Annotated in this window: 12 protein-coding genes; all 12 read left to right on the top strand. The window is 51.2% G+C overall.

Going from position 1 to position 12,052, the window contains the following annotated elements; translation table 11 throughout:
• Window positions 1–49 precede the first annotated feature (49 nt).
• The 12 genes from rsmG to glmS all read left to right on the top strand — a co-directional run bounded on the left by rsmG (window position 50) and on the right by glmS (window position 12,005).
• Window positions 50–673: a 16S rRNA (guanine(527)-N(7))-methyltransferase RsmG gene (gene rsmG, locus AAIG39_RS05040; RefSeq protein WP_343193312.1), complete on the top strand. Its 624-nt coding sequence runs from the start codon at window positions 50–52 to the stop codon at window positions 671–673.
• 614 nt (window positions 674–1,287) lie between these two features.
• Window positions 1,288–1,668 carry a F0F1 ATP synthase subunit I gene (atpI, locus tag AAIG39_RS05035; RefSeq protein WP_090088031.1) on the top strand — a complete coding sequence of 127 codons (381 nt, stop codon included), beginning with the start codon at window positions 1,288–1,290 and terminating at the stop codon, window positions 1,666–1,668.
• An 8-nt stretch (window positions 1,669–1,676) separates the two neighbouring features.
• Entirely contained in the window at window positions 1,677–2,495 is an 819-nt protein-coding gene (gene atpB, locus AAIG39_RS05030) for a F0F1 ATP synthase subunit A (protein ID WP_090088033.1), read from the top strand.
• Between the two features lie 48 nt (window positions 2,496–2,543).
• Window positions 2,544–2,783, top strand: coding sequence for a F0F1 ATP synthase subunit C (gene atpE / locus AAIG39_RS05025; protein ID WP_004393045.1), 240 nt, complete (start codon window positions 2,544–2,546; stop codon window positions 2,781–2,783).
• Between the two features lie 59 nt (window positions 2,784–2,842).
• Window positions 2,843–3,313 (top strand): F0F1 ATP synthase subunit B, encoded by a 471-nt coding sequence (gene atpF, locus AAIG39_RS05020; RefSeq protein WP_007369369.1) that lies wholly within the window; start codon window positions 2,843–2,845, stop codon window positions 3,311–3,313.
• Between the two features lie 14 nt (window positions 3,314–3,327).
• Window positions 3,328–3,861, top strand: a complete 534-nt coding sequence (atpH, locus tag AAIG39_RS05015; protein WP_039080003.1) for a F0F1 ATP synthase subunit delta — start codon at window positions 3,328–3,330, stop codon at window positions 3,859–3,861.
• A gap of 12 nt (window positions 3,862–3,873) precedes the next feature.
• Window positions 3,874–5,415, top strand: a complete 1,542-nt coding sequence (gene atpA / locus AAIG39_RS05010) for a F0F1 ATP synthase subunit alpha (RefSeq protein WP_090088035.1) — start codon at window positions 3,874–3,876, stop codon at window positions 5,413–5,415.
• A 50-nt stretch (window positions 5,416–5,465) separates the two neighbouring features.
• The gene (gene atpG / locus AAIG39_RS05005; RefSeq protein ID WP_039080005.1) at window positions 5,466–6,329 is read left to right on the top strand and encodes a F0F1 ATP synthase subunit gamma; all 864 of its coding nucleotides are present in this window, start codon (window positions 5,466–5,468) and stop codon (window positions 6,327–6,329) included.
• A 31-nt stretch (window positions 6,330–6,360) separates the two neighbouring features.
• Complete coding sequence (gene atpD / locus AAIG39_RS05000; RefSeq protein WP_343193307.1) at window positions 6,361–7,743, top strand: F0F1 ATP synthase subunit beta; 1,383 nt, start codon at window positions 6,361–6,363, stop codon at window positions 7,741–7,743.
• Window positions 7,744–7,763: 20 nt separating this feature from the next.
• Complete coding sequence (locus AAIG39_RS04995; protein ID WP_039080007.1) at window positions 7,764–8,183, top strand: F0F1 ATP synthase subunit epsilon; 420 nt, start codon at window positions 7,764–7,766, stop codon at window positions 8,181–8,183.
• Window positions 8,184–8,508: 325 nt separating this feature from the next.
• Window positions 8,509–9,879 (top strand): bifunctional UDP-N-acetylglucosamine diphosphorylase/glucosamine-1-phosphate N-acetyltransferase GlmU, encoded by a 1,371-nt coding sequence (gene glmU, locus AAIG39_RS04990; RefSeq protein ID WP_090088037.1) that lies wholly within the window; start codon window positions 8,509–8,511, stop codon window positions 9,877–9,879.
• A gap of 296 nt (window positions 9,880–10,175) precedes the next feature.
• Window positions 10,176–12,005 carry a glutamine--fructose-6-phosphate transaminase (isomerizing) gene (gene glmS, locus AAIG39_RS04985; RefSeq protein ID WP_090088039.1) on the top strand — a complete coding sequence of 610 codons (1,830 nt, stop codon included), beginning with the start codon at window positions 10,176–10,178 and terminating at the stop codon, window positions 12,003–12,005.
• Window positions 12,006–12,052: the final 47 nt, after the last annotated feature.

Raw genomic sequence — 12,052 nt, 5'->3', positions numbered from 1 at the left:
CCCGGTAGGCGTGAACGCCGCCGGGCATATTTTCAGACAGGTAATCACCGTGCTCAATAAACTTTCTCGTCTGCTCAATGAAGCAGGTATTTCGCTCACCGATCACCAGAAAAACCAACTGGTGGCCTATGTCGAAATGCTCCACAAATGGAATAAAGCATACAACCTGACTTCTGTACGTGACCCGAACGAAATGCTGATTCGCCATATCCTGGACAGTATCGTGGTTGCGCCACACTTGCAGGGGGAGCGGTTTATCGACGTCGGTACAGGACCTGGCCTGCCGGGGATCCCGTTGTCTATTGTTCTTCCTGACGCACACTTCACCCTGCTGGATAGCCTGGGTAAACGCGTCCGTTTTCTGCGTCAGGTTCAGCATGAGCTTCATTTAACGAACATCACTCCGGTTCAGAGCCGGGTCGAAGATTTTCCGGCAGAGCCGCCTTTTGATGGAGTCATCAGCCGGGCATTCGCATCATTGAATGACATGGTGGACTGGTGCCAGCATCTGCCTGGAACTCAAGGCAAGTTCTATGCACTTAAAGGATTGATTCCGAATGATGAAATGGCCACTTTGCCTGGGGAGTTTTCAGTGGAATCTGTCATCAAATTAGATGTCCCTCACCTTGAGGGAGACCGTCATCTCGTGGTCATTAAGGCAAACAAAATTTAATTTTTATCAAAAAATGTAGAATTCGTGCTGTTTTCTGAATGTTAAAAAACGGCGTAAAAAACAGTGATACGTTCGGTTACATTTAACGCATATTTCACCTCGTTTTTTCTAAGATTTAACGCTGCTTTTTTGCTTAACCATGAAAATAGTCAACAGTGAAAATATCAGCCTGCTAAAAATCGGCGATTGTACATATTGATGGATGTTAAAAGATTATTATGAATGTCAATGAAAGGTTTTTATTGTATACCGAGCTGTTTTAAAAAGAGTTGTCAGTAATCATCTGCAATATCAAAAAGATGAAAAGGTGCAAATTCCCGATGCCAATATTTTGGCGAGCGCATAAATGTTTAATTTGTGATCTGGTGCACGCTTTGGTGGCAGGTGTTTCGCGTTATTCGGCGTTTTGCATAATGGTTCACAGTTTCGCTAAAAGTTGAAAAATAGCCCTCGGGAAAATTATTTAAACATTTATTCACCTTTTCGCTACTTATTGTTTGAAATCACGAGGCCGCACCGTATAATTTGACCGCTTTTTGATGCTTGACTCTGGGCCTTAAAGAACGTTTTATACGACACGCGGCCTACCCCGAAGTGAGCAGGAGTTAAAAGTGATGTCTGTGTCGCTCTTGGGTCGAAACGTTGCTCGCAGACTTCTGCTTATTCAGTTTCTGGCGGTAATGGCAAGCGGATTGCTGTTTAGCCTCAAAGACCCCTTCTGGGGCACTTCCGCCGTGTGCGGCGGTATGGCAGTCGTTCTGCCAAATATGTTGTTTATGATTTTTGCCTGGCGTCATCAGGCGCATACACCAGCTAAAGGCCGAGTGGCCTGGTCCTTTGCCTTCGGCGAAGTGTTCAAGGTGTTAGCAACATTCGTGTTGCTGGTGGTGGCGCTGGCGGTTTTAAAGGCGGTGTTTTTACCGCTGATAGTCACGTGGGTTTCGGTGCTGGTTGTTCAGATACTGGCACCCGCTGTAATTAACAACAAAGGGTAAGAGGCATCATGTCTGCAGGAGAAATCTCAACACCGCAGGAGTACATAGGCCACCATCTGAATAACCTTCAGATTGACCTTCGTACGCTTTCGCTGGTGGATCCGCATAACCCCCCGGCCACCTTCTGGACGCTCAACATTGACTCCATGTTTTTCTCGGTGGTTCTGGGTCTGTTGTTCCTGGTGATGTTCCGTAGCGTAGCCAAAAAGGCCACCAGCGGCGTCCCGGGGAAATTTCAGACCGCGATTGAGCTGGTTATTGGTTTTGTCCACGGTAGCGTGAAAGACATGTACCACGGCAAAAGCAAGCTTATCGCGCCACTGGCCCTGACGATCTTCGTCTGGGTATTCCTGATGAACTTGATGGATTTATTGCCTATCGACCTGCTGCCGTACATCGCTGAGAATGTACTGGGTCTGCCTGCGCTGCGCGTAGTGCCGTCTGCAGACGTGAACATCACACTGTCGATGGCGTTGGGCGTATTTATCCTGATTCTGTTCTACAGCATCAAAATGAAAGGCCTGGGTGGTTTTGCTAAAGAGCTGACACTCCAGCCGTTCAACCACCCGGTGTTTATCCCGGTCAACCTTATCCTGGAAGGTGTTAGCCTGCTGTCCAAACCGGTTTCTCTCGGTCTGCGACTGTTCGGCAACATGTATGCCGGTGAGTTGATTTTCATTCTGATTGCTGGTCTGTTGCCGTGGTGGTCACAGTGGTTGTTGAATGTGCCGTGGGCCATTTTCCACATCCTGATTATTACGCTGCAAGCCTTCATTTTCATGGTTCTGACGATCGTCTATCTGTCGATGGCGTCTGAAGAGCATTGATTTTTAACAACACTACTACGTTTTAACTGAAACAATCTGGAGACTGTCATGGAAAACCTGAATATGGATCTGCTGTACATGGCTGCCGCTATTATGATGGGTCTGGCGGCAATCGGTGCTGCGATCGGTATCGGCATCCTCGGGGGTAAATTCCTGGAAGGCGCAGCGCGTCAACCTGATCTGATTCCTCTTCTGCGTACTCAGTTCTTTATCGTTATGGGTCTGGTGGACGCAATCCCGATGATCGCTGTAGGTCTGGGTCTGTACGTGATGTTTGCTGTCGCGTAGTAAGGGTTGCTTTTTACAGCAAGTATTTAGAACGTTAACCAGATAAGAGGCATTGTGCTGTGAATCTAAACGCAACAATCCTCGGCCAGGCCATCGCGTTTGTCCTGTTCGTTCTGTTCTGCATGAAGTATGTATGGCCGCCATTAATGGCAGCCATTGAAAAACGTCAGAAAGAAATCGCTGACGGTTTGGCTTCTGCGGAACGAGCTAAGAAGGATTTGGACCTTGCACAGGCCAATGCGACCGACCAGCTGAAAAAAGCGAAAGCAGAAGCTCAGGTCATCATTGAGCAGGCGAATAAACGTCGCGCTCAGATCCTGGACGAAGCGAAAGCAGAAGCCGAGCAGGAACGTAACAAAATCGTGGCGCAGGCTCAGGCGGAAATTGACGCCGAGCGTAAACGTGCTCGCGAAGAGCTGCGTAAACAAGTGGCTCTGCTGGCTGTTGCCGGCGCCGAGAAGATCATCGAGCGTTCCGTGGATGAAGCTGCTAACAGCGACATCGTGAATAAACTGGTCGCTGAACTGTAAGGAGGGAGGGGCCGATGTCTGAATTTGTAACGGTAGCTCGCCCCTACGCCAAAGCAGCTTTTGACTTTGCTGTCGAACACCAGGGTGTCGATCGCTGGCAGGATATGCTGGCGTTCGCGGCCGAGGTGACGAAAAACGAACATATGGCAGAGCTTCTCTCCGGTGCTATTGCGCCGGAAACGCTTGCCGAGTCGTTTATCGCAGTCTGTGGGGAGCAACTTGACGACAATGGTCAGAACCTGATTCGGGTGATGGCTGAAAATGGTCGTCTTAAAGTGCTTCCTGATGTTCTTGAGCAGTTTGTTCAATTGCGTGCAGCCAGCGAGGCTATCGCAGAAGTCGAAGTGACTTCTGCGACCGCACTGAGTGAAGAACAGCTTTCGAAAATCAGCGCCGCGATGGAAAAACGTCTGTCACGCAAAGTTAAGCTGAATTGCAAAATCGATAAGTCTGTAATGGCAGGTGTTATCATCCGTGCGGGTGATATGGTCATTGATGGCAGCGTACGCGGCCGTCTTGAGCGCCTCGCAGACGTCTTGCAGTCTTAAGGGGACTGGAGCATGCAACTGAATTCCACCGAAATCAGCGAACTGATCAAGCAGCGCATTGCTCAGTTCAATGTTGTGAGTGAAGCTCACAACGAAGGTACTATTGTTTCTGTAAGTGACGGTGTTATCCGCATTCACGGCCTGGCCGATTGTATGCAGGGTGAGATGATTTCCCTGCCGGGTAACCGTTACGCTATCGCACTGAACCTGGAGCGCGACTCCGTAGGTGCAGTTGTGATGGGGCCGTATGCTGACCTCGCCGAAGGCATGAAGGTTAAATGTACGGGTCGTATCCTGGAAGTTCCGGTTGGCCGTGGTCTGCTGGGCCGCGTTGTGAACACCCTGGGTGCACCGATTGATGGTAAAGGTCCGCTGGAGCATGACGGCTTCTCCGCTGTTGAAGCTATCGCACCGGGCGTTATCGAACGTCAGTCCGTGGATCAGCCGGTTCAGACCGGTTATAAATCCGTTGACGCCATGATCCCAATCGGTCGTGGTCAGCGTGAATTGATCATCGGTGACCGTCAGACCGGTAAAACCGCTCTGGCCATTGACGCCATCATCAACCAGCGTGATTCCGGCATCAAGTGCGTCTACGTGGCAATCGGCCAGAAAGCGTCCACCATTTCTAACGTGGTACGTAAACTGGAAGAACACGGTGCACTGGCTAACACCATCGTTGTGGTTGCAACCGCATCTGAATCCGCCGCACTGCAATACCTGGCACCATATGCCGGTTGCGCCATGGGCGAATACTTCCGCGACCGCGGTGAAGATGCACTGATCATTTATGATGACCTGTCTAAACAGGCCGTTGCTTACCGTCAGATTTCCCTGCTGCTCCGTCGTCCGCCAGGACGTGAAGCATTCCCGGGCGACGTATTCTACCTCCACTCTCGTCTGCTGGAGCGTGCTGCGCGTGTTAACGCCGAATACGTTGAAGCCTTCACCAAAGGTGAAGTGAAAGGGAAAACCGGCTCTCTGACCGCTCTGCCGATTATCGAAACGCAGGCAGGTGACGTTTCCGCGTTCGTTCCGACCAACGTAATTTCTATTACTGATGGCCAGATCTTCCTGGAAACCAACCTGTTTAACGCCGGTATTCGTCCTGCGGTTAACCCGGGTATCTCCGTATCCCGTGTTGGTGGCGCAGCGCAGACCAAGATCATGAAGAAACTGTCCGGTGGTATTCGTACCGCGCTGGCGCAGTATCGTGAACTGGCAGCGTTCTCCCAGTTTGCATCTGACCTTGACGATGCAACCCGTAAACAGCTTGACCACGGTCAGAAAGTGACCGAACTGCTGAAACAGAAACAGTATGCGCCGATGTCCGTTGCGCAGCAGTCTCTGGTTCTGTTCGCAGCAGAACGTGGTTATCTGGCGGATGTAGAACTGGCGAAAATCGGTAGCTTCGAAGCCGCTCTGCTGGCTTACGTTGACCGTGACCACGCTCCGTTGATGCAAGAGATCAACCAGTCCGGTGGCTATAACGACGAAATCGAAGGCAAGCTGAAAGGCATCCTCGATTCCTTCAAAGCAACCCAGTCCTGGTAACGTCTGGTGGCCTGCCTTAGGGCGGGCCGCAAGGCATTGAGGAGAAGCTCATGGCCGGCGCAAAAGAGATACGTAGTAAGATCGCAAGCGTCCAGAACACGCAAAAGATCACTAAAGCGATGGAAATGGTCGCCGCTTCCAAAATGCGTAAATCGCAGGATCGCATGGCGGCCAGCCGTCCTTATGCAGATACCATGCGCAAAGTGATTGGTCACCTTGCGAACGGTAATCTGGAATACAAGCACCCTTACCTGGAAGAACGCGACGTTAAGCGCGTGGGCTACCTGGTGGTGTCGACCGACCGTGGTCTGTGTGGCGGCTTGAACATTAACTTGTTCAAGAAAGTACTGGCGGATATGAAAGCATGGTCCGATAAAGGCGTTCAGAGCGACCTCGCGATGATCGGCTCTAAAGGGGTCTCTTTCTTTAATTCCGTTGGTGGCAACGTTGTCGCTCAGGTGACCGGTATGGGTGATAACCCATCTCTGTCCGAATTGATCGGCTCGGTTAAAGTGATGTTGCAGGCCTACGACGAAGGTCGTCTGGATAAGCTTTATATTGTCAGCAACAAATTTATCAACACCATGTCTCAGGTTCCAACCATCACCCAACTGCTGCCATTACCGGCAGAAGAAGATGAAGAGTTGAAGCGTAAATCCTGGGATTATCTGTATGAACCTGATCCGAAGGCGCTGCTGGATACTCTCCTGCGTCGTTATGTGGAATCTCAGGTTTATCAGGGTGTTGTTGAAAACCTGGCCAGCGAGCAGGCCGCACGTATGGTGGCGATGAAAGCCGCGACCGATAATGGCGGCAGCCTGATTAAAGAGCTGCAGTTGGTTTACAACAAAGCTCGTCAGGCCAGCATTACTCAGGAACTCACCGAGATTGTCTCGGGGGCCGCCGCGGTTTAACCAGGTTTACGAATTTCGTAGAGGATTCAAGATGGCTACTGGAAAAATTATCCAGGTAATCGGCGCCGTGGTGGACGTCGAGTTCCCTCAGGATGCCGTACCACGAGTGTACGATGCACTTGAGGTAAAGAATGGTGAAGAGCGTCTGGTGCTGGAAGTTCAGCAGCAGCTCGGCGGTGGCGTTGTACGTACCATCGCAATGGGTTCTTCTGATGGTCTGCGTCGTGGTCTGGAAGTAACGGACCTGGCTCATCCGATCAAAGTCCCGGTAGGTAAAGCAACACTGGGTCGTATCATGAACGTACTGGGCGAACCAGTAGACATGAAAGGCGACATCGGTGAAGAAGAGCGTTGGGCGATCCACCGTGCAGCACCTTCTTATGAAGAGTTGTCAAACTCTCAGGAACTGCTGGAAACCGGTATCAAAGTTATCGACCTGATGTGTCCGTTCGCTAAGGGCGGTAAAGTTGGTCTGTTCGGTGGTGCGGGTGTAGGTAAAACCGTAAACATGATGGAGCTGATCCGTAACATCGCGATCGAGCACTCCGGTTACTCTGTGTTTGCGGGCGTAGGTGAACGTACTCGTGAGGGTAATGACTTCTACCACGAAATGACCGATTCCAACGTTATCGACAAAGTATCCCTGGTGTATGGCCAGATGAACGAGCCGCCGGGAAACCGTCTGCGCGTTGCACTGACCGGTCTGACCATGGCAGAGAAATTCCGTGACGAAGGTCGTGACGTACTGCTGTTCGTTGACAACATCTATCGTTACACCCTGGCCGGTACTGAGGTATCTGCACTGCTGGGTCGTATGCCATCAGCAGTAGGTTATCAGCCGACTCTGGCGGAAGAGATGGGTGTTCTGCAGGAACGTATCACCTCCACCAAAACCGGTTCTATTACCTCCGTGCAGGCGGTATACGTACCTGCGGATGACTTGACTGACCCGTCACCAGCCACCACCTTTGCGCACCTGGATGCAACCGTGGTACTGAGCCGTCAGATCGCGTCTCTGGGTATCTACCCGGCCGTTGACCCGCTGGACTCCACCAGCCGTCAGCTGGATCCTCTGGTTGTTGGTCAGGAGCACTACGACACCGCGCGTGGCGTACAGTCTATCCTGCAACGTTACCAGGAACTGAAAGACATCATCGCCATCCTGGGTATGGATGAGCTGTCGGAAGAAGACAAACTGGTGGTAGCACGCGCACGTAAGATCCAGCGCTTCCTGTCCCAGCCGTTCTTCGTGGCAGAAGTATTCACCGGTTCTCCGGGTAAATACGTCTCCCTTAAAGACACCATCCGTGGCTTTAAAGGCATCATGGAAGGCGAATACGATCACCTGCCGGAGCAGGCGTTCTACATGGTCGGTTCCATTGACGAAGCCGTGGAAAAAGCCAAAAAACTTTAACGCCTTAATCGGAGGGTGATATGGCAATGACTTACCACCTGGACGTCGTCAGCGCAGAGCAACAAATGTTCTCTGGTCTGGTCGAAAAAATCCAGGTAACGGGTAGCGAAGGTGAACTGGGTATTTACCCGGGCCACGCACCGCTGCTCACCGCCATTAAGCCTGGTATGATCCGCATCGTGAAACAGCACGGTCATGAAGAGTTTATCTATCTGTCCGGCGGCATTCTTGAAGTGCAGCCTGGCAACGTGACCGTACTGGCTGATACCGCTATTCGTGGCCAGGATCTCGACGAAGCACGAGCGCTGGAATCGAAACGTAAAGCCGAAGAGCACATTAAGAGCTCGCACGGCGACGTGGATTACGCTCAGGCGTCTGCCGAACTGGCGAAAGCTATTGCGAAACTGCGCGTTATCGAGTTGACCAAAAAAGCGATGTAACACCGGCTTAAAGTCAAAAAGCCAGTCTGATTATCAGGCTGGCTTTTTTTATGGGCATAATCTGTACTTTTAATGAATATATACTGCTCAAGACTTTATTTACCGCTAAAAAAAATAGCAAAAACATCGCCATGCTCACAATACCCACGCAGGAAGCGCCATTTTTGCAGATAAAGTACCATGTAAAAGCAAAAAAAATGCCCTAAATTAGGCTCTGGTAAGGTAGGTTGTGCATTTTACTTTCTTGCCATTTCGCGTTGAAAAAAATGTAGAATTTTCAAGGTGAAACAGTAAAACTTCCACTCAAATTAAAGTCAGGACGCGTATGTTGAACACGAAAATGAGTGTGGTGATCCTTGCCGCTGGCAAAGGCACACGCATGTATTCCGATCTTCCGAAAGTGCTGCATACCCTTGCAGGGAAAGCGATGGTTCAGCATGTCATTGATGTGGCGAATAATCTTGGCGCCGATCATGTACACCTTGTCTATGGGCACGGCGGCGATCTGTTAAAACAAACGCTGCCTGACGACAAACTCAACTGGGTATTACAGGCTGAGCAACTGGGCACCGGGCATGCAATGCAGCAGGCTGCGCCCTTCTTCGCCGACGACGAAGATATCCTGATGCTTTATGGCGATGTGCCCCTGATCTCTATCGATACCCTCACCCGCCTGCGTGAAGCGAAGCCGCAAGGCGGTATTGGTTTGCTCACCGTGAAGCTTGACGATCCAAGTGGTTACGGTCGAATTACGCGTGAGAACGGTAAAGTAACCGGCATTGTTGAACATAAAGATGCGACTGAGCAGCAACGTCAGATTCAGGAAATCAATACCGGTATTTTGATAGCTAACGGCGGCGATATGAAACGCTGGCTGAGTCAGCTCACCAATAATAATGCGCAGGGTGAGTATTACATCACCGACATCATTGCTCTTGCTTATAAGGAAGGCCATGAAATCGCAGCCGTCCATCCGCAGCGCCTGAGCGAAGTAGAGGGTGTAAACAACCGCCTCCAGCTCTCCCGGCTCGAACGTGTCTATCAAACTGAGCAGGCTGAAAAACTACTTCTCGCAGGTGTAATGCTGCGCGATCCGGCACGCTTCGATCTGCGCGGAACCCTGACGCATGGGCGTGATGTTGAGATTGATGCTAACGTGATTGTTGAAGGTGACGTCAAACTCGGCAATCGCGTAAAAATTGGTGCGGGTTGCGTCATTAAAAACAGCGTAATTGGCGATGACTGTGAAATCAGCCCTTACAGCGTGCTGGAAAACGCCACGCTTGAAGCCGCCTGTACGATTGGCCCGTTTGCTCGTCTGCGTCCGGGCGCTGAATTACAGGAGGGCGCGCACGTAGGCAACTTCGTTGAGATGAAAAAAGCGCGTCTGGGCAAAGGCTCAAAAGCGGGTCATCTGACTTACCTTGGCGATGCGGAAATTGGTGACAACGTCAATATTGGTGCAGGGACCATAACCTGCAACTATGATGGCGCCAACAAACACAAGACTATTATTGGCGATGATGTGTTTGTCGGGTCCGACACCCAACTGGTGGCACCGGTGAGCGTAGGTAAAGGGGCGACCATTGCAGCGGGCACGACAGTTACCCGCAATGTCGCCGATAACGAACTGGTTTTAAGCCGTGTGCCGCAGGTCCATAAAAAGGGCTGGCAGCGTCCGGTGAAGAAAAAGTAATTTTCCTGCCGGAGAAATCCGGCAAACAGGGATGAGGGGATAACATAATCCCCCGCCCGATAAGCAGTACCATAAAAATAACCCCACTCTCTACAAGGCTCGGGGCGCCCGTAAAGGGCATTACCCAACAGATTTCGTGTTGTGGCAAGGCGGTAAATGTATAGGTCATGGGCGCTTACTGAGATAAGTGAACGTGGCGAATACATGCAGCCAACGCAGTTATAACGTGAAAGAAGAAGGGTGAAAACAGGTCAGCGACAACGCATGGCACAATGCCATAATCAGGAAATTTAATTATGTGTGGAATTGTTGGCGCAGTTGCGCAGCGTGATATTGCTGAAATCCTTCTGGAAGGCTTACGTCGCCTGGAATACCGTGGCTATGACTCTGCCGGTCTGGCAGTGGTTGATGCAGAAGGTCATATGACCCGTCTGCGTCGTCTCGGTAAAGTACAGATGCTGGCTCAGGCCGCAGAAGAACATCCGTTACACGGTGGTACCGGTATCGCTCACACCCGTTGGGCGACTCACGGTGAACCTTCCGAGGGCAACGCACACCCGCATGTGTCTGAACACATCGTTGTAGTACACAACGGCATTATTGAAAACCACGAACCGCTGCGCGAAGAGTTGAAAGCGCGTGGCTACACTTTTGTTTCTGAGACCGATACAGAAGTGATTGCTCATTTAGTGCACTGGGAGCTGGCACAAGGCGGTACGCTGCGTGATGCTGTACTGCGTACTATTCCGCAACTGCGCGGCGCGTACGGCACAGTGATCATGGATTCCCGCGATCCAGGCACTCTGCTGGCTGCACGTTCTGGCAGTCCGATGGTTATCGGGCTGGGTATGGGTGAAAACTTTATCGCTTCCGATCAACTGGCTCTGCTGCCGGTAACTCGTCGCTTTATCTTCCTTGAAGAAGGGGATATTGCTGAGGTAACACGCCGTAGCGTGACGGTGTTTGATAAAACGGGCGGGCTGGTTAAGCGGCAGGAGATCGAATCCAATCTGCAATATGACGCGGGCGACAAAGGCGCTTACCGTCACTATATGCAAAAAGAGATTTACGAACAGCCGAATGCGATTAAAAACACCCTGACCGGGCGCATTAGCCACGGTGAAGTAGATTTAAGCGAGCTGGGCTCACACGCTAATGATCTGTTGAGCAAGGTTGAGCACATCCAGATCATCGCCTGTGGTACCTCGTACAACTCCGGCATGGTGTCTCGTTATTGGTTTGAATCGCTGGCCGGTATCCCGTGCGATGTCGAAATCGCTTCCGAGTTCCGTTACCGCAAATCTGCCGTGCGTCGCAATAGCCTTATGATCACGCTTTCTCAGTCTGGTGAAACGGCAGACACGCTGGCGGGGCTGCGTCTCTCTAAAGAGCTGGGCTATCTGGGATCGCTGGCTATCTGTAACGTTCCTGGCTCTTCGCTGGTGCGTGAATCCGATCTGTCCATCATGACCAATGCGGGTACGGAAATTGGCGTGGCTTCAACCAAAGCCTTCACGACTCAGTTAACCGTGCTGCTGATGCTGGTGGCAAAACTGAGCCATCTGAAAGGGCTGGATGCCTCTGTCGAACATAGTATTGTCCATGGTCTGCAGACGCTGCCGAGCCGTATTGAACAGATGCTGTCTCAGGATAAACGCATCGCGCAGTTGGCAGAGGACTTCTCTGACAAGCATCACGCCTTGTTCCTTGGTCGTGGCGATCAGTACCCAATCGCCCTGGAAGGCGCGCTGAAGCTCAAAGAGATCTCCTATATTCATGCAGAAGCATATGCCGCTGGTGAACTGAAACATGGCCCACTGGCCCTGATTGATGATGATATGCCGGTTATCGTCATTGCGCCGAACAATGAACTGTTGGAAAAATTGAAATCCAACATTGAAGAAGTCCGCGCACGTGGCGGTGTCCTGTATGTTTTCGCCGATCAGGATGCAGGCTTTGTCAGCAGCGATACCATGCATATCATTGATATGCCGCATGTTGATGAAGTTATTGCCCCTATCTTCTACACTGTTCCGCTACAGTTGCTGGCCTATCACGTTGCGCTGATTAAAGGCACTGATGTGGATCAGCCGCGTAACCTGGCAAAATCGGTGACCGTGGAATAAAGTCGTAAGCACGTCATAACGCATAAAAGAGGTTGCCTGGTGGCAGC

The sequence above is a fragment of the Phytobacter palmae genome, from assembly GCF_039409775.1.
GTDB classification, from domain to species: Bacteria; Pseudomonadota; Gammaproteobacteria; order Enterobacterales; family Enterobacteriaceae; genus Phytobacter; species Phytobacter palmae.
This window is presented reverse-complemented; position numbering and strand designations above follow the sequence as displayed.